This is a genomic window from Pseudomonas sp. Pseusp97 (genome assembly GCF_047304025.1).
Lineage (GTDB): Bacteria > Pseudomonadota > Gammaproteobacteria > Pseudomonadales > Pseudomonadaceae > Pseudomonas.
On sequence record NZ_JBGLYK010000001.1, the window covers coordinates 1 to 17,819 of the forward strand.

General features: G+C 65.7%; 17 protein-coding genes. 11 read left to right on the plus strand and 6 right to left on the minus strand.

Going from position 1 to position 17,819, the window contains the following annotated elements; translation table 11 throughout:
• The 8 genes from ACCC94_RS00005 to ACCC94_RS00040 all read left to right on the plus strand — a co-directional run.
• The coding region (locus tag ACCC94_RS00005) for a phosphoenolpyruvate carboxylase (protein ID WP_413347470.1) at window positions 1-894 on the plus strand (894 nt) is incomplete at its 5' end.
• Between the two features lie 248 nt (window positions 895-1,142).
• Window positions 1,143-1,790 (plus strand): adenylate kinase, encoded by a 648-nt coding sequence (gene adk, locus ACCC94_RS00010; protein ID WP_045209968.1) that lies wholly within the window; start codon window positions 1,143-1,145, stop codon window positions 1,788-1,790.
• 102 nt (window positions 1,791-1,892) lie between these two features.
• Window positions 1,893-2,567 carry a tRNA (adenosine(37)-N6)-threonylcarbamoyltransferase complex dimerization subunit type 1 TsaB gene (gene tsaB, locus ACCC94_RS00015; RefSeq protein ID WP_413347471.1) on the plus strand — a complete coding sequence of 225 codons (675 nt, stop codon included), beginning with the start codon at window positions 1,893-1,895 and terminating at the stop codon, window positions 2,565-2,567.
• A gap of 66 nt (window positions 2,568-2,633) precedes the next feature.
• Window positions 2,634-2,981, plus strand: coding sequence for a hypothetical protein (locus ACCC94_RS00020; RefSeq protein WP_088417915.1), 348 nt, complete (start codon window positions 2,634-2,636; stop codon window positions 2,979-2,981).
• Window positions 2,978-3,838, plus strand: a complete 861-nt coding sequence (locus ACCC94_RS00025) for a DUF72 domain-containing protein (protein ID WP_413347560.1) — start codon at window positions 2,978-2,980, stop codon at window positions 3,836-3,838. Before ACCC94_RS00020 ends, ACCC94_RS00025 begins: the two co-directional genes overlap by 4 nt.
• A gap of 75 nt (window positions 3,839-3,913) precedes the next feature.
• A complete protein-coding gene (locus ACCC94_RS00030; RefSeq protein ID WP_413347472.1) occupies window positions 3,914-4,759 on the plus strand; it encodes an isocitrate lyase/PEP mutase family protein in 846 nt (281 codons plus the stop codon).
• Between the two features lie 3 nt (window positions 4,760-4,762).
• Complete coding sequence (locus ACCC94_RS00035) at window positions 4,763-5,455, plus strand: extensin family protein (protein ID WP_413347473.1); 693 nt, start codon at window positions 4,763-4,765, stop codon at window positions 5,453-5,455.
• A 56-nt stretch (window positions 5,456-5,511) separates the two neighbouring features.
• Complete coding sequence (locus tag ACCC94_RS00040) at window positions 5,512-6,294, plus strand: class I SAM-dependent methyltransferase (RefSeq protein WP_413347474.1); 783 nt, start codon at window positions 5,512-5,514, stop codon at window positions 6,292-6,294.
• Between the two features lie 133 nt (window positions 6,295-6,427).
• Here ACCC94_RS00040 and ACCC94_RS00045 read toward each other — a convergent pair whose 3' ends face one another.
• On the minus strand, window positions 6,428-7,060 hold the full coding sequence (locus tag ACCC94_RS00045) for a TetR/AcrR family transcriptional regulator (protein WP_413347475.1): 633 nt from the start codon (window positions 7,058-7,060) through the stop codon (window positions 6,428-6,430).
• 97 nt (window positions 7,061-7,157) lie between these two features.
• On the opposite strand from ACCC94_RS00045, the gene ACCC94_RS00050 reads away from it, so the two are divergent.
• From ACCC94_RS00050 to ACCC94_RS00060, 3 genes are all read left to right on the plus strand, one after another.
• Complete coding sequence (locus ACCC94_RS00050; RefSeq protein WP_413347476.1) at window positions 7,158-8,261, plus strand: efflux RND transporter periplasmic adaptor subunit; 1,104 nt, start codon at window positions 7,158-7,160, stop codon at window positions 8,259-8,261.
• Window positions 8,262-8,267: 6 nt separating this feature from the next.
• Window positions 8,268-11,336, plus strand: coding sequence for an efflux RND transporter permease subunit (locus tag ACCC94_RS00055; protein WP_413347477.1), 3,069 nt, complete (start codon window positions 8,268-8,270; stop codon window positions 11,334-11,336).
• Window positions 11,337-12,260: 924 nt separating this feature from the next.
• Window positions 12,261-12,740 carry a Bro-N domain-containing protein gene (locus ACCC94_RS00060; RefSeq protein WP_413347478.1) on the plus strand — a complete coding sequence of 160 codons (480 nt, stop codon included), beginning with the start codon at window positions 12,261-12,263 and terminating at the stop codon, window positions 12,738-12,740.
• A gap of 291 nt (window positions 12,741-13,031) precedes the next feature.
• Here the strand turns inward: ACCC94_RS00060 and ACCC94_RS00065 are convergent, their stop codons facing one another.
• The 5 genes from ACCC94_RS00065 to ACCC94_RS00085 form a co-directional block, all read right to left on the minus strand.
• Entirely contained in the window at window positions 13,032-13,709 is a 678-nt protein-coding gene (locus tag ACCC94_RS00065; protein WP_413347479.1) for a DUF4197 domain-containing protein, read from the minus strand.
• Between the two features lie 109 nt (window positions 13,710-13,818).
• The gene (locus tag ACCC94_RS00070) at window positions 13,819-14,217 is read right to left on the minus strand and encodes a YbaY family lipoprotein (RefSeq protein ID WP_413347480.1); all 399 of its coding nucleotides are present in this window, start codon (window positions 14,215-14,217) and stop codon (window positions 13,819-13,821) included.
• 83 nt (window positions 14,218-14,300) lie between these two features.
• Window positions 14,301-16,388: a YjbH domain-containing protein gene (locus ACCC94_RS00075; RefSeq protein ID WP_413347481.1), complete on the minus strand. Its 2,088-nt coding sequence runs from the start codon at window positions 16,386-16,388 to the stop codon at window positions 14,301-14,303.
• Complete coding sequence (locus ACCC94_RS00080) at window positions 16,385-17,158, minus strand: capsule biosynthesis GfcC family protein (RefSeq protein WP_413347482.1); 774 nt, start codon at window positions 17,156-17,158, stop codon at window positions 16,385-16,387. The genes ACCC94_RS00075 and ACCC94_RS00080 overlap by 4 nt, the downstream gene beginning before the upstream one ends.
• The gene (locus tag ACCC94_RS00085) at window positions 17,155-17,811 is read right to left on the minus strand and encodes a YjbF family lipoprotein (RefSeq protein WP_413347483.1); all 657 of its coding nucleotides are present in this window, start codon (window positions 17,809-17,811) and stop codon (window positions 17,155-17,157) included. Before ACCC94_RS00085 ends, ACCC94_RS00080 begins: the two co-directional genes overlap by 4 nt.
• Between the last annotated feature and the right edge of the window lie 8 nt (window positions 17,812-17,819).

The window sequence follows — 17,819 nt, forward strand, 5'->3', positions numbered from 1 at the left end:
TTTCTAACACCCCCCGGCGGCGCCCCGGCCCCCGCGGCGATCCTCTCGCAGCCGCCGGGCTCGGTGGCCGGGCGCTTCCGCACCACCGAGCAGGGCGAGATGATCCGCTTCAAATTCGGCCTGCCGGACATCGCCGAGCAGAACCTCAACCTCTACCTCGCCGCCGTGCTGGAGGCCACCCTGCAGCCGCCGCCGGTGCCCGAGCCGGCCTGGCGCGAGGAGATGGACCGCCTGGCCGCCGATGGCGTGCTCGCCTACCGCGCGGTGGTGCGGGAGAACCCGCAGTTCGTCGACTACTTCCGCGAGGCCACGCCCGAACAGGAACTGGGCCGCCTGCCGCTGGGCAGCCGTCCGGCCAAGCGCCGCGAGGGCGGCGTGGAAAGCCTGCGGGCGATCCCCTGGATCTTCGCCTGGACCCAGACGCGCCTGATGCTGCCGGCCTGGCTGGGCTGGGAAGACGCCCTGTTCAAGGCCATAGAACGCGGCGAAGGCGCGCTGCTGTCGCGCATGCGCAAGGAGTGGCCGTTCTTCACCACGCGCATCGACATGCTGGAGATGGTGCTGGCCAAGGCCGACCGGGAAATCGCCCAACTCTACGACGAGCGCCTGGTGCAATCGGAACTGCGACCATTAGGTGCGCATTTACGCGACCTATTGTCGCAGTCGGTGCGAGTGGTGCTGGGGCTTACAGGGCAATCGCAACTGCTCGCCCATGCCGCCGAGACGCGCGAATCCATCGGCGTGCGCAACACCTACCTGGACCCGCTGCACCTGCTCCAGGCCGAGCTGCTGGCTCGCTCGCGGCGCTGCACGGGCGATGCCTGCGGCGGTCTGGAGCAGGCCATGCTGGTGACGGTGGCGGGGATCGCGGCAGGCCTGCGCAACACCGGCTGAAAGACCGCCACCCCCCACCAAAGGTGGATTGCCGAACGGCCGGATGAGATTAATTTGATGGCTGATTCCGGGCGCCGAAATCGCCCGGAATCGGCTTGCGCCGTCCCCAAGGCCAGCTTGTGTGGTGGGGGACCGCTGTGTATCTTGAGCAACCTTTCGGCGCACCTCTGCGCCATTCCAAGCATGATGAGATTGGCCCCACGAGGCGGATCCGTGATTTCGCTTAACAAGTATTAAGGAGCATATCGATGCGTGTGATTCTGCTCGGGGCGCCCGGTGCCGGCAAAGGTACCCAGGCTCGCTTCATCACTGAGAAGTTTGGCATTCCGCAGATTTCCACCGGCGACATGCTGCGTGCAGCGGTCAAGGCTGGCACCGAGCTCGGCCTGCAGGCCAAGAGCGTCATGGACGCCGGCGGCCTGGTTTCCGATGACCTGATCATCAACCTGGTCAAGGAACGCATCGCCCAGCCCGACTGCGCCAAGGGCTTCCTGTTCGACGGCTTCCCGCGCACCATTCCCCAGGCCGAGGCCATGAAGGAAGCCGGTGTGAGCATCGACCACGTGGTCGAGATCGCCGTGGACGACGAGGAAATCGTCGGCCGTATCGCCGGTCGCCGCGTTCACCCGGCCTCGGGCCGCGTCTATCACGTCGAGCACAACCCGCCGAAAGTGGCTGGCAAGGACGACGAGACCGGCGAAGAGCTGATCCAGCGCGAAGACGACAAGGAGGCCACCGTGCGCCACCGCCTGTCGGTCTACCACTCGCAGACCAAGCCGCTGGTCGATTTCTACCAGAAGCTGGCTGATGCGCAGGGCACTCCGAAGTACACCCGCGTCGAGGGTGTCGGTTCGGTCGAGCAGATCACCGCCAAGGTGCTCGGCGCTCTGAACTGATCCGTCGCCGTATCAGCCAAAGGCCCGCACATGCGGGCCTTTGGCGTTTATAATGCCCGCCCGTTTTTATCGCCCTGTTCCTCACGCCCTATGGAAAACACCATGCCCACGCTGCTGGCCCTGGATACCTCGACCGAAGCCTGTTCCGTCGCCCTGCTGCATGAGGGCCGCCGGTTCGTGCGCCACGAGGTGATCCCGCGCCTGCACGCCCAGCGTCTGCTGCCCATGGTGCAGGACATCCTCGGCGAGGCCGGCATTGCGCTGTCTGCCGTGGAAGCCATCGCCTTTGGCCGCGGTCCCGGCGCCTTCACCGGCGTGCGCATCGCCATCGGTGTGGTGCAGGGCCTGGCGTTCGCCCTGCAGAAGCCGGTGCTGCCGATTTCCGACCTCGCGGTACTGGCCCAGCGTGCCCATCGCGAGCACGGCGCCAGCCAGGTGGCTGCCGCCATCGATGCGCGCATGGACGAGGTGTACTGGGGTTGCTACCGCCTGGAGCAGGGCGAGATGCGCCTGGTCGGCGCCGAGGCGGTGCTGCCGCCCGAGCGCGTCGAGCTACCGTGCGATGCCCAGGGTGAGTGGTTCGGTTCCGGCACCGGCTGGGGCTTCGAGGAACGCCTGGCGGTGAGGGTTGCCGCCCATGATGCCAGCCTGCTGCCGCACGCCGAGGACCTGCTGACCCTGGCCGAATTCGCCTGGGCTCGCGGCGACGCGGTTGACGCAGAGCAGGCTCAGCCCGTCTACCTGCGCGATAACGTGGCGACGCCCAAGAAAGCCTGACCTGCGCCAATTGACCGCAGCGGACCCCGCTCGCTAGAGTGGCTGCATTCCCACTGAGTTTCTGCCATGCGTATCGATGGTTTTACCTCCACTTCCCAGACGCCGGAGCGCGGTTCCCGAACGGGCACTGCGGTCACGCCGTATCGGGAAGTGCAGCGTGACGTCGAGACCCGCCGCGAGCAGCCCGCGCCGACCTCGGCCAGCCAGGGACTGGACTCGCAGGCTCGCACCCGCCGCGTGGAGTCTTCCAGCGCCAGCAGCTACGGCGTGCCGGCAACCCTGCGCGACAACCTCGAATACCAGCGTCCGCTGAGCTCCCGTGCCGCCCAGGCGCTGGCCAGCTACACCAGCACCGCCAGCATGGCCGGCCCGTACGAAGGCCAGGAAGTCGTCGGTCTCGACCTCTACGCCTGATGCTGCTGCCGTACTACCTCGGTTGCCCCTCCTGGAACGAGCCTGCCTGGCGCGGCACTTTCTATCCCGCCGATCTTCGCCCCGCCGACACCCTGGGTTTCTATTCCCAGGTGTTCAATGCGGTGGAAGGCAACACCACTTTCTATGCCCGCCCGAGCGCCGACACGCTTTTGCGCTGGGCGCAGACCATGCCGGAGACCTTCCGCTTCTGCGCCAAGCTGCCGCGCGACATCACCCATGGCGGCGACCTGCGCGGTCAGCTGGAGACCACGCGGGACTTCCTCGACCTGCTGGCGCCGCTGGGCAAGCGCGTGGCGCCGTTGTGGCTGCAGGTTTCCGCCAGTTTCGGCCCCGACCGCCTGGGCGAGCTGGGGGCCTGGCTTGATGAGTTCTGCGAGCGTCGCATCGCTGTGGAAGTGCGCCACCCGGCCTTCTTCGCCAAGGGCGAGGAGGAGCGCGCGCTGAACCGCCTGCTGCTGGACCGTGGCGTCGAGCGCATCTGCCTGGACTCGCGGGCGTTGTTCGCCGTTCAGTCCGACGACCCCGCCGTGCTCCATGCCCAGTCCAAGAAACCCAAGGTGCCGGTGCGCCCCGCGGCCTTCAGCGACAGCCCGCAGGTGCGCTTCATCGGCGGGCCGGACCTGGACGCCAATCTCGTCCATCTCGCGCCCTGGATCGGCAAGGTCGCCGAGTGGATCGAGCAGGGCCTGACGCCCTACGTTTTCCTCCACACCCCGGACAACCACCGCGCCGCCGAACAGGCGCAACGCTTCCACGCCTTGCTGCGCGAGCGCCTGCCGGGGCTGCCGGCGCTGTTCGAGCCCAAGCCTGAAGTGGAACAGCTCGGCCTGCTCTGAGCCGGCAACTGTGCATGGCGTGGCGCGGGCGAGGGGGCTAACCTGCTGCTTCCCCCGTTCGGCAAGGAGACGGCCATGACCTCGCAACAACCCCAGCGCAGCCAACAAGAACGCGGCGAAGCCTTCCGCGCATTGCACCAGCGCGATGGCCTGTTCGTCCTGCCCAACCCCTGGGACGCCGGCTCGGCGAAGATGCTCGCGCATCTGGGCTTCGAGGCGCTGGCGACCACCAGCGCGGGCCTGGCTTTTGCGCTTGGCCGCCCTGACGCGGAAGGCGCGGTGAGTCGCGACGAGGCATTGGCGAACGCGCGCGCGATAGTCGAGGCGACACCGCTGCCGGTCGCCGCCGACCTGGAGAATGGCTACGGCGATGCGCCGGAAGACTGCGCGCAGACCATTCGCCTCGCCGCGGCCTGCGGGCTGGTCGGCGGCTCCATCGAAGATGCCAGTGGCCGCGCCGATGCGCCGATCTACCCGCTGGAATTGGCCGTTGAGCGTGTCGCCGCCGCTGTGCAGGCTGCTCGCGCGCTGCCATTCACTTTCACCCTGGCGGCACGGGCGGAGAACTTCCTCCACGGCCGCGCTGACCTGGACGACACCATCCGCCGCCTGGTGGCCTTCGCCGAGGCTGGTGCCGACGTGCTCTACGCGCCAGGGCTGAAGACCCGCGAGGAAATTGCCGCGGTGGTGCAGGCGGTGGCGCCGCGCCCGGTCAACGTGCTGGTGGGCTCGCCCGCCGTGCAACTGGGCCTGGATGAGCTGGCTGAGTTGGGGGTGAAGCGCGTCAGCGTCGGTTCGACCCTGGCGCGCGCGGCCTATGGCGCTTTCTTCAGCGCTTCGCAGGCGCTGGCGAAAGGCGACCTGAAGCCCATGCACGGCGCCATGCCGTTCGACCAACTCAACGGACTGTTCCGGGGCTGACGCTTGCGCTGGTGGCTGCTCGGTTTCGTCTTCGCGGTCGGCGCCCTTGGGCTGGCGGTGCAGCAGCAATGGCTGAAGCTGCCCGATCGCTGGAATCCCTGGGCGCCGCTGGACGTGCGCGACGAGCCGAACCTGCTGACCCGCTACAAGCTCTGGCGCCTGCGCGACGATGCCGACCTTTGCCGGCTGGCGCTGCAAAGCTCCGACCTCAAGGTGCAGCCCATGGCCGACAGCGAGCCGGTGGCCGGTTGCCCGTTGCAGAACGTCTGGCGAGTGCAGGCCGCCGAGGTGAAGTTGAGCAGCAGCTTCCTCGCCAGTTGCCCGCTGGCGGTGAGCTTTGCGCTGTTCGAGCGGCATTCCCTGCAACCGGCCGCGCAGCAAATCTACGGCCAGCCGGTTGCTGGGGTGGAGCATCTGGGCAGCTTCGCCTGCCGCAATATCTACGGTCGCGCCGATGCCCGGCGCAGCCAGCACGCCACGGCCAATGCGCTGGACATAGCCGCCTTCCGCCTCGCCGATGGCCGGCGCATCGTCGTCGCCAGGGACTGGAATGGCGAGGGTGACGCCCCGCGCTTCCTGCGGGCCGTACGTGATCGCGCATGCAGCAACTTCGACGGTGTGCTCGGGCCGGACTACAACCGTGCGCACCACGACCATTTTCACCTCGACCTGGGTGGTTGGCAGATCTGCCGTTGAGCCCGCGGACTTTCGCGCTGCGGTAGAATCGCGGTTTTTTCCAGGATCGCCCCGCCATGACCGAAGTCCTCACTCCGCCGCGCATCGTCGTCCAGGCGCTGGCACCTGCCTGGCAGGCCGCCGCCGAGCAGTGGGCGCAGCGGCTCGGGTTGCCGGTGGGCGAGGGCGATGCGGATTTTGCCCTGCAACTGGGCGACGACGGTTTGCAACTGCTGCAGCTGGGGCCGGATTCGCCTGGCCCGGTGCGGGTGGATTTCCTTGAAGGGTCTGCCGCGCACCGCCGGCAGTTCGGCGGCGGCGCCGGGCAGATGATTGCCAAGGCCGTCGGCATCCAGCAGGGCGTGCGTCCCCGTGTGCTGGACGCCACCGCCGGGCTGGGCAAGGACGCCTTCGTACTGGCGACTCTGGGTTGCGAGATGCACCTGACCGAGCGCCAGCCGATCATTGCTGCCCTGCTTGAGGACGGTCTGGCTCGTGCGGCAGGGGATTTTGAGGTGGGCGCCATCGTCGCGCGCATGCGCCTGTTGCAAGGCAACGCCATCGAGCGCATGGCCGCGTGGGAAGGGGAGGCGCCGCAGGTGATCTACCTCGACCCGATGTTCCCGCACCGCGACAAGAGTGCGCTGGTGAAGAAGGAAATGCGCCTGTTCCGCCCGCTGGTGGGCGACGACCTGGACGCCCCGGCGCTGCTGGCAGCCGCCCTGAAACTGGCCAGTCACCGCGTGGTGGTCAAGCGCCCGCGCAAGGCGCCGATCATCGAGGGGCAGAAGCCCAGCTACAGCCTCGAAGGCAAGTCCAGCCGCTATGACATCTATCCGCTGAAGAGCCTGAAGGGCTGACGGCCCCTGCGTCGAGCCGAGGCGGGGAGATTGCGGGACCCTGTAGGAGCGAGCTTGCTCGCGAACAAATCACCCGGCGGCTCCAATGCCGGGCAGGTTCGCGAGCAAGCTCGCTCCTACGAAAAGCAGACGTTCAGGGCGCAAACGCCCTGAGGAACAACGCCACCACTTCCTGCACATGGGCCTCGGCTTCCGCCTCGGTGGGCGGTGCTTCGCAGCCGATCAGCAGGCGGAAGTGCACGCAGCCCTGCACCAGCATCAGGAAATGCTCGGCGGCCCGGCGTGGGCAGTCCATCCTCACCTTGCCCTGCTGGCGGGCCTGCTCCAGAAGCCGTTCCATCTGGTCCAGCACGCGTTGCGGGCCTGCTTCGAAGAACAGCTGCGACAGGTGCGGGTTGCCCGCGCCCTGGGCCACCATCAGCCGGCTCAGGGCGATCGCCTCAGGGCTGTTGATCAACTGGTTGAAGCCGCGTCCCAAGTTCAACAGCAGGCTTTCCAGCGACGCATCGGCGGGCGGCTCGGCGAACAGCTCGGGCATGCGCTCGGCGCATTTGGCCTGCACCGCTTCGACGAACAACGTCTCCTTGTCCGTGAAGTGGCTGTACACGGTGAGCTTGGAAACCCCGGCCTCGGCGGCGATGGCCTCCATGCTGCTGCCGTCGTAGCCGTGGCGGACGAACAGCTCCTTGGCGGCTTCGAGAATGGCCTTGCGCTTGGCCGGATCCTTGGGGCGACCCGGTCCGTTCGATGAGTTCGTTGGTGACATGTCTTTACATTTCTAATACTGGACTGATGGGTTCTGTATTTTTACTATACCGGGGAGTATAAGAATTCCAACCGCGTTTTGCGAAAGGTCACACATCATGTTCCGCCATGCTCTGTCTGTCGCGCTGCCTGCTGCCTTCATCCTTTCCCTTTCCGCCTGCGGTAATGGCGAGCCCGCCAAGCCGGCGGTGCGCCCGGCCATCGTGGTGCAGCCGCTGCCCGCGCGGGACATCACCGAGGCCTATCCTGGCGAAGTCCATGCCCGCCACGAGCCGGAACTGGCCTTCCGCATCGGCGGAAAAGTCAGCAAGCGCCTGGTGGAAACCGGCGAACGGGTGAAGAAGGACCAGCCGCTGGCGGAGCTCGATCCCGAAGACGTCCGCCTGCAGCTCGAAGCCACGCGCGCCCAGGTGGCGGCCGCCGAGGCCAACCTGCAAACCGTCCGCTCCGAATACACCCGCTACAAGACCCTGCTGGAGCGCCAGCTGGTCAGCCAGTCGCAATTCGACAACATCGAGAACACCTACCGCGCCGGCGAGGCGCGGGTGAAGCAGATCCGCGCCGAGTACGACGTGGCCCGCAACCAGGCGGACTATGCCGTGCTGCGCTCGCCCCAGGACGGCGTGATCGCCACCCGTCGGGTGGAAGTGGGGCAGGTGGTCGCCGCCGGGCAGACCGTCTTCACCCTGGCCGCCGACGGCGACCGCGAAGTGCTGATCAGCTTTCCCGAACACGCCTTCGACCGCTTCCGCGTCGGCGAGGCGGTGAGCGTCGAACTCTGGTCGCAGCGCGACAAACGCTTCAGCGGCAAGATCCGCGAGCTGTCGCCGGCGGCTGATCCACAGTCGCGCACCTTTGCCGCGCGAGTCGCCTTTGACGACGCCAAGGTACCCGCCGAGCTGGGCCAGAGCGCCCGCGTCTATATCCACGCCGAGGGCGCCGTGCCGCTGGCGGTGCCGTTGGCGGCGCTGACCTCGGAGGCCGGCCAGCCGTTCGTCTGGGTGGTCGATCCGCAGACCTCCACCCTGCATCGCCGCCCGGTGCGCATCGGCCCGTACGCCGAAGACCGCGTCCCGGTGCTCGAAGGGCTGAAGGACGGCGACTGGGTCGTGGCCGCCGGCGTGCAGGTGCTGCGCGAAGGGCAGGAGGTACGGCCTGTCGACCGGGAGAACCGGTCGATCAAGCTGGTGGCGAAGGAGTAACGCCCCATGCAATTCAACCTTTCCGCCTGGGCGCTGCAGAACCGCTCCATCGTCCTCTACCTGATGCTGCTGCTGGGCATAGTCGGCGCTCTGTCCTACACCAAGCTGGGGCAGAGCGAAGACCCGCCGTTCACCTTCAAGGCCATGGTGGTGAAGACCAACTGGCCGGGTGCGACTGCCGAGGAAGTCTCGCGCCAGGTCACCGAGCGCATCGAGAAGAAGCTGATGGAGACCGGCGACTTCGACCGCATCGTCTCCTTCTCCCGTCCCGGCGAATCCCAGGTGACCTTCGTCGCCCGCGAGGATTTCCATTCCCGCGACATTCCCGAGCTCTGGTACCAGATCCGCAAGAAGGTCAACGACATCCGCTACACCCTGCCGCAGGGCATCCAGGGGCCGTTCTTCAACGACGAGTTCGGCACTACCTTCGGCAATATCTACGCGCTGTCGGGCAAGGGCTTCGACTACGCGGTGCTGAAGGACTACGCCGATCGCCTGCAGCTGCAACTGCAGCGGATCAAGGACGTCGGCAAGGTCGAGCTGGTCGGTCTGCAGGACGAGAAAATCTGGATCGACCTGTCCAACACCAAGCTCGCCACCCTCGGCCTGCCGCTGGCGGCGGTGCAGAAGGCACTGGAAGAGCAGAACGCGGTGACCGCCACCGGCTTCTTCGAAACGGCGACCGACCGCGTGCAGCTGCGAGTTTCCGGACGCTTCGATTCGGTGGAGGACATTCGCGCCTTCCCGATCCGCGTCGGTGACCGCACCTTCCGAATCGGCGACGTCGCCGAGGTCCATCGCGGGTTCAACGACCCGCCCGCGCCGCGCATGCGCTTCATGGGCGAGGACGCCATCGGCATCGCCGTGGCCATGAAGGACGGCGGCGACATCCTGGTCCTGGGCCAGAAGCTCGACGCCGAGTTCGAGCGCCTGCAACAGACGCTGCCGGCGGGCATGGAGCTGCGCAAGGTTTCCGACCAGCCGGCGGCGGTGCGCGAAGGCGTGGGCGAATTCGTCCGCGTGCTGGCCGAGGCGCTGATCATCGTGCTGCTGGTGAGCTTCTTCTCCCTCGGCCTGCGCACCGGCCTGGTGGTGGCGCTGTCGATCCCGCTGGTGCTGGCGATGACCTTCGCCTGCATGTACTACTTCGGCATCGGCCTGCACAAGATTTCCCTCGGCGCGCTGGTGCTGGCGCTGGGCTTGCTGGTGGACGACGCGATCATCGCCGTGGAGATGATGGCGGTGAAGATGGAGCAGGGCTACGACCGGCTCAAGGCGGCGAGCTACGCCTGGACCAGCACGGCCTTCCCGATGCTCACCGGCACGCTGGTCACCGCCGCCGGCTTCCTGCCGATTGCCACCGCGCAGTCCGGCACCGGCGAGTACACCCGCTCGTTGTTCCAGGTGGTGACCATCGCGCTGCTGGTGTCGTGGATCGCCGCGGTGGTCTTCGTGCCCTACCTGGGCGAGAAGCTGCTGCCCGACCTCGCCAAGCGCCACGCGGAAAAACACGGCGGCAGCGACAAGGGCCATGACCCGTATTCGACGCCGTTCTACCAGCGCTTCCGCCGTGTGGTGGAGTGGTGCGTGCGCTACCGCAAGACGGTGATCCTGCTTACCGTGGCAGCCTTCATCGGCTCGATCATGCTGTTCCGCCTGGTGCCGCAGCAGTTCTTCCCGCCCTCGGCGCGCCTGGAGCTGCTGGTGGACCTGAAGCTGGCCGAGGGTGACTCGCTCACCGCCACCGCCGAGCAGGTCAATCGCCTGGAGAAGATGCTCGCCGAGCATCCGGGCATCGACAACTACGTAGCCTACGTCGGCACCGGCTCGCCGCGCTTCTACCTGCCGCTGGATCAGCAACTGCCGGCGGCGAGCTTCGCGCAGTTCGTGGTCCTGGCGAAAAACCTGGAGACCCGCGAGGAAGTCCGGCAGTGGCTGATCAAGCACATGAACGAAGACTTCCCGACCCTGCGCACCCGTATCAGCCGCCTGGAGAACGGCCCGCCAGTGGGCTACCCGGTGCAGTTCCGCGTTTCCGGCGAGCACATCCCGGAAGTCCGCGAGCTGGCGCGCAAGGTCGCCGACAAGATGCGCGAGAACCCCCACGTGGTGAACGTGCACCTGGACTGGGAAGAGCCGAGCAAGGCGATCTTCCTCGACATCGACCAGGAGCGCGCCCGTGCGCTGGGGGTGAGCACTTCGGACATTTCGCAGTTCCTGCAGAGTTCGCTGACAGGTTCCACTGTCAGCTTCTACCGCGAGGACAACGAGCTGATCGAGATCCTCCTGCGCGGCGACGAGCGCGGCCGTCATGACCTGTCGCAGCTGCCCAGCCTGTCGATGCAGACCAGCAGCGGCCGCAGCGTGGCGCTGTCGCAGGTGGCGACTCTTGAGTATGGCTTCGAGGAAGGAATCATCTGGCGGCGCAACCGCCTGCCCACCGTGACCGTGCGCGCCGATATCTACGACGACTCGCTGCCGGCGACCCTGGTGAAACAGATATCGCCGACCCTGGACCCGATCCGCGCCGAACTGCCCGACGGCTACCTGCTGGACGTCGGCGGCACCGTCGAGGATTCGGCCAAGGGCCAGAACTCGGTGAACGCCGGCGTGCCGCTGTTCATCGTGGTGGTGCTCAGCCTGCTGATGATCCAGCTGCGCAGCTTCTCGCGGATGATCATGGTGTTCCTCACCGCGCCCCTGGGCCTGATCGGCGTGACCCTGTTCCTGCTGGTGTTCCAGAAGCCCTTCGGCTTTGTCGCCATGCTCGGCACCATCGCCCTGGCGGGGATGATCATGCGCAACTCGGTGATCCTCGTGGACCAGATCGAACAGGACCGAGCCCACGGGATGGACACCTGGCACGCCATCATCGAAGCCACGGTGCGGCGCTTCCGCCCCATCGTGCTGACCGCCCTGGCCGCGGTACTGGCGATGATCCCGCTGTCGCGCAGCGTGTTCTTCGGCCCGATGGCGGTGGCGATCATGGGCGGCCTGATCGTCGCCACGGCGCTGACCCTGCTGTTCCTGCCGGCGCTCTATGCGGCGTGGTTCAGGGTGAAGAAAGAGGTCTGACTTCGGCATTTGGCTTTTCGTATGAGCGAGCTTGCTCGCGAACATACCTCCCGGTGCTTCCGGCGTTGGGCGGTTCGCGAGCAAGCTCGCTCCTACAGTTTCAACTCCGTGCTGGGCTCTTGTGGGACTCCATGCCTGGGATCTCCCTCTCCCTAACCCTCTCCCTGAAGGGAGAGGGAACTGGTTCGGTGCCGGTTGAAACCGTGGCTTCAGCTGGCACGGATAGCTCCCTCTCCCTTCGGAGCGGGGCGCGCAGCCAGGGCGGGGGAGAGGGCATGCCCAGGGCGTGGATACATATAGGAGCGGATTACTGCGTTCCGTCCTGCTCAGAGGCTTCGCGGACTGATCCCGCGCCCGATAGTGCGGTGAACCTGGAACGGATCTATGGGAAAAAAATAACCCGGCAGACGCCGGGCTTTGCTTTACCTGTAGGAGCGAGCTTGCTCGCGAACACTCTTGAGGCGAACCTCATCTGTAGGGCGAATAACGCGCAGCGTTATCCGCCGTCCGACCTGCTGAAGCGAATCGCCCGACAGACGCGAACCCTTCGGCCTGTCACCCTCGCTGTCCTTTCCTGAGCACGATTCCCAAGCCCGGATCACTCCGTCAGGCTCGGGGCATTCATTCAGGAACCGCCTGACTCTTCAACGGCGTTGCGGTCCTACAAGCGTGCTGCTTAGCGTTCTCTCCGCCACGGAACAACCGTGGTCAGGTGTGGAAACCTGTGAGCTTTAAGCATTCGCCATAGCAGAGAATGGCCCGGCCTTTTCAAAGGCCGGGCCGACTCTGGCTGTCTATGGCGGACCGTGCGAGGCGGGCTTCGGCCCGGCCGGTCTTTGGCTTAAAGCTCCCGGTTTTCCACCCTTGCACGGTCCGCCTCCCTTTCCGGGATGGCGGCTTTCCAGCTGTAAAGGGAGAGACCGCATGAACCCTTCGACGATGTTCCCGGCCGACAACGGCCTGAGCTTCCAGACCTTCCAGCGCTTCGACCGCCCATTGCGCGGCCTGCTGCTCGACCGCCAGGCCTGGTACTGCGCACGCGATCTGGCGCGCCTGACCAACACCCACTTCGCCGCTCGCGTGCCGCGCAAGCTCGACGCCGACCAGTACCGCTGGGAACGCTTGCTGGGTGGCTCCGAGGACGAGCTATTGGTCAGCGAAAGCGGCCTCTACACACTGCTGCTGGTCTACTTCTACCATCCGGAAAACCGCAACCTGCGCCAGTGGTTGAGCAACGAAGTGGTTCCCACCCTGCGCGACGCCCAATTGCCGACGGGCTACGGCCCCCGCCACGCCACGCGCGAAGTGCAGGGGTACCCGCTGGCGGTCCTGGAATGGCAAGGCAGCGTCTGGCTGCGCTTCGGCGATGCCGCGCGCGTGCTGGAGCGGGGCGGCATCTCGTAGGATGGCGTGGAGCGCAGCGATACCCATCGCCAGCGGCGGCCAACTGAAGGAGTTGCTTCGGACTGCTCTCGTAGGAGCGGATTCATCCGCGATCGCCCCAGCGCGAAAGCATCGCGGACAAGTCCGCTCCTACGGTTACCGGGTAGCACGGTGCACCTTGAACGGATCATTCCCACAATTCACGCGCATGGCGTGCTCTTGCGCAGGGCAGGCAAGAAAAAGCCCGGCAGATGCCGGGCTTTGTTTTACGTGTAGGAGCGAGCTTGCTCGCGAACGCTCTTGAGGCGAGGCTCAGAGCACCCCGAACACCTTCTTCGCCAGCCCGGTGGCCGCAGCGGTGGGGTTCTGGCGAATGGTCTTTTCCTGCTCGGCAATGATCTTGAACAGGCCGTCCAGCGCTTCCTCGGTCACATAGTTCTCGATGTTCGCGCTCTTGGCATCGACCACGCCGAACGCGGCAGCCTGGCTGGCGAAGGCGTTGTACTGCTTGGCGACGCCGACCTGATCGGTGGCCTGCTTGATGATTGGCAGGAACTTGGCGCGCAACTGGTCGCGGCTGCTGCGGTTCAGGTAATCGGTGGCGGAGTGTTCGCCGCCCTGGAGGATGCCCTTGGCATCGGTCACGGTCATCTTCTTCACCGCGTCCACCAGCAGCGCCTGGGCTTGCGGCATGGCGGCCTCGGCGGCTTTGTTCATGCTCGCTTCGAGCTGGTCGACCTGGGCGCCCATGCCGAACTGCTTCATGGTCTTGGCGGCCTTGCCCAGCTTGCCGGGCAGTTCGATGCGCACGGCCGGATCATTGCTGAAACCGCCGGGCTGGCTGAGCTGCTTCACGGCTACCTGTGCACCCTGGGTCAGCGCGTCCTTCAGGCCGCCGGTGGCGTCGCTCTGGCTGAGGTCGGAGAGGGACAGGGCAAAGGCATTGACGGACAGCAGGGCGCCGGCCAGGAGAACGGGGAATCGCAGCATCAAGACTTCCTTGGACGAGAGTCAGCGGTTTCAGGACCGTTGACCTGGAAAGTGGAGGGGGGAGATTAACGGAGGATGGCCGCCGGGGAAAACCCGGCGGCGCGGTGAATCAGCGCACGGGGTCGACGCGGACGCGCAGCGGCTGCGGATCGCTGCCATCGAGTTTGACGCTGTGGCGCTCGGTGGTGATGAACAGCAGGCGACCGCTGTCCTCGATGCGCGCGCTGATGGCGTAGCTGTGGCCCGGCTTGACCTGGTTGCGGTCGTAATCCAGGTGGAACGCCAGCGGTACCTGACGCCCTGGCTCCAACTGCTGTTGGGCGAGGTCGATGGCCGGGGCGTCGGCCAGCGATACGTCCTGCAGGTTGACGGTGACCTGGGCGGTTGGCGGCAGGGCGATGCGCTGCAGGTAGAAGACTTCGCCGTCGAGCGACGCCTTGTCGCCCGAAACGGTAGTACCGCAGGCGGCGAGCAGGCCGGTCATCAGCAGCAGGGGGAGGGTTTTCATGGGGAGCTCTCCTTGGATCCAGGGCGCGTCTGACCATTGTGGGGGACTTTGGTTTCCGCGCCATTATCTGGATGAGCGTCGAGTTATTTCACGATGCGGCCGAAGAGGTTCTGGAACATGACCTGATCGCGGCCATCCGTGAGGTCGTACAGCGAGTAGTAATGGCCGAGCCTTGCGCCGCCGTCGCGGGTCAGCGGGTCCCAGGTCAGGCTGGCGCGGCGCATGGTGGAGCTGCTCATCAGCTCGTCGAAGGGGATCGACACGTACATGCCCTTGTCGAAGCTGCCTTCGCCGTAGGCTTCCTTGTCGGCGGTGGTCAGCGTGACCCAGGCGCCGAAGCGCACGCCGTTCCTGAACTGGCGGGACAGGTCGAGCGTGCCGCCCCAGTCGCGTGCCAGGTAACGGCCGGCGCTGGCGGTGGCGAGGATGTCCTGGAAGCCGGTCTGCCAGTAGAGGGTGACGAAACCGGTGGCCACCTGGTAATCGCGCAGGCCGAAATGCTGGTCGAATTCGCGCTGGCGCACCAGGTCCAGGTTGGCGCCCAGCGCCCAGCTCTCGCCCATCGGGCGATAGAGCAATTCGCCGCCGAAGCCGGCGTACATGCTTTCCAGATAGCCGCCGTAGACCATGCCGTAGAGGTCCTGGTCCAGCCGTGCGGTCTTGTTCAGCTGGAAGTCCTGCAGCATGACGTTGGAGGTTGTCATGTATTCGCGAACGTCGGTTCGCACTCGCGGCAGCCCACTGGGAGCGTCGTAGGTGAAATTGTCGAAGTTGTTGAACAGGTTGACGCTCAGCAGGCCGTTCGCCCACAGGCTCGGTGTGAAGCGGTATTCGCTGTCGAGGTCGGCGGTGAACTGGTAGAGCAGGAAGTCGTTCGGCCCGCCGATGCTCTGGTTGTAGCCCAGGCCGAGGTTGTAGCTGAAAGGGTCGGGCTCCTGCTGGTAAAGCACCGTCTCCTGCTGCGGCAGGGGGACATTCTGCTCGGTGGTGCGGCGCAGGTCTGCCAGTGGCCGTTCCTGATTGGCCACCTCCTCGAACATCCGACGCGGTACGCTGGTTTCGACAATGGGCTGGCCGTAGCGGGTATCGACCACGGTGAACCACTGGACGTTGGCGTCGGTGCTGCTGTCGAGAATTCGCGCGGTGCGCCCGACCGCTTCGGGGGCATAGAGATAACGAGTCTGTTCGCCATAGACCACGACTTCGCGGTCCTTCTGGGTGATGCGGTCCACTTTGTAGCCGGCGTTCTGTTCAAGGCGACGGGAGACGTCGGCCCAGTCGGTTGGCGCGATCTGTTTCTGGCCAGCGCCCTGCGCCAGGGCTTCGGGAGCGGGGTCATTCACCTTCGCCGGTGCGGTGCGGGTGGCGAAGTTGGTGTGCAGGGTGATGCCGAACATGGCTGTATTGCCACGCTCGAAGGCTGCCGTCAGGTCGATCGCGTCACTGGCCTTGTAGACCATGCCGATGTTGAACGGGGAACTCTGTTTCTGGTTGTCGTTCAGCGGCTCGTGCTGGTAATCGTTGCCGTCGTATTCCAGCTTGAAGGACAGGGGGGCCCAGGGCGTTTGCCAGTTGATGCCGCCGAAAAGGGAAGGGCGGCCGCGGAAGTAGCTGTTGGAACTCGGCTCGCCTGTCCCTTCAGGTTGGGGACGCGTATTGAATCGGTCGTCGATCCAGCCGAGTGGATTGTCCAGCTCGCCACGGTTACCGATATAGCCCCAACCCAGGCCAAGGCTGAAATCAAGGTCGCCGACGCGTTTGTTGCCAACGAAATACTCGCTGGAGAACAGCCCGGTACCGCCGACGTCCCGGCCGCCCAGAGCAATCTCGGGCACCCAGCGGCTTTCCTGCAGAAGGCGGAATTTGACGTCGAAGGCCTTGTCCTTGTAGCTCTGGTCACCGCTCTCATCGGCGGAACCGTATTGGCGGTTGCTTATGGAGGTGTAGCGAAAGGTCCCTTCCATCCAGTCGAAAGGCTGCAGCGAGAAGCTATAGCGCGAGTAGGGATCGGTGCGGTTGGCGTTGATGCTGATTTCGCCGGCCGGTGCCATGCGTGCGGTGGGGGTCTGCAGCAGGCCGACGCCACCGAAATCGTTCTGGGTATAGCGCGGTTCAGCAATGGCCAGGCTGGTGCTGACCAGCAGCAGGCAAAGCCCTTGGCGGCAGTTCATGGCGACTCCATCGACAACGGCTGGGTAGCGATGAACTTGGCCAGTTCACTGTTCAGGTCCGGGACTATCGCATCCACTCGCGTGGCATCCAGGGGAATCAGCAGGACGGCGCCAGGTGCGGGCGGAGCGGCCTCCTGGCGGTTCCACAGGGCAATGCCCAGGCGGGACACCTGCCCATCGGGCTGAATCAGATAGAGATAATCCGGATCGGCCTCGGCAAGGGCCGGGCATTGCTGCGCATACCGGTAGGCTTGCTCCAATGCGGCGAACGGAAGGGTGCAATCGTCCGATACCGCGCCGGTAACGCGGATGCTGTCGGGGCGCGTTGGAAAGATCAGCCGGTCGCCGCCCTGCAGTTGGGGTGAGTGGGCGCTATTGAGCTCAACCGCCAGCGGATCGAGGCGATAGAGGCGCCGTCCCGTAACGGGCAATCGGCTTACCTGCTCGTTCAGCCTCTGGGCTGCGGCGGCAAGGGCCGGCTCGTTCTGAAGCAATGCGAGGCGCTGGAGCTGGATCAGGTCGAACAGGACGCCTGCTTTCAAGCGCTGTTGTTCCTGCTTCAGGCTCTCTCGCTGCCAGGATGCGCCGAGCCAGTAGCCCATCGGATCGATGCGCAATTGCCCCATCAGGTCACCCAGGCGCAGGCCATCGGCGATGACCTTTTCCCCCGGAGAGGAGACGGCGCCCAGCACCTCGATGCGGGTATTGGCAAGGAGGGTGGTGCTGAGGGTGAGGCCGAGCAGCAGCGAGCCCATCCATGCAAGCTTCATGGTTGCCCTCGCAGTGGCCGCAATTGAATAAGGGTGACGCTCAGGTTCGGCGTGACCTGCTGGCGGCTCCGCATGACGAAGCCGTCTTGTGGATCGACCCAGTAGTGGTTGGTCGAAGACATGCCGGCGATGGGAGATTTCAGCGACTCATCGATGCGCAGCAGGGGGTAATTTCGCTCCAGGATTCGGACCGTTTCGATGCTGGCTGGGTGGAAGGTTCCGCGCAGGGCAATATCGAACTGAGTGTTGGAGTCGAGATCGATCCAGCGCTCGCTTGGCTGCCCGTCCGCAACGTGCTGCAACCCATGAGAGAAGGGGGAATCCGCGATCAGCCGAGTTCCCAGCAGGTCATTCGGAAAGCCGAAGGTGCGCACGATGACGCCATCTTCCATCAGGAGGATCTGATTGGAGTTGGCTCGCCAGTACTGCAGCTTGCCCTGCACACGGACCAGCGCCATTACCGCCGAGCCGTACTCGGTGGTGACCTGGATCTGGTAGTAGGGGAGGGCGTCGACCTGAGCCTGCGTTACTTCCAGCGAGGCAGGGCCGCGCAGGCTGGCCCCGAATGTATCGAGGGAGCCTTGCATCAGTGGGTTGCAGGCACTCAGCGAGGCGGCCAATGCCGCCAGCGCGAGCAGGCGAAAGGCAGTCATGGCGCTCG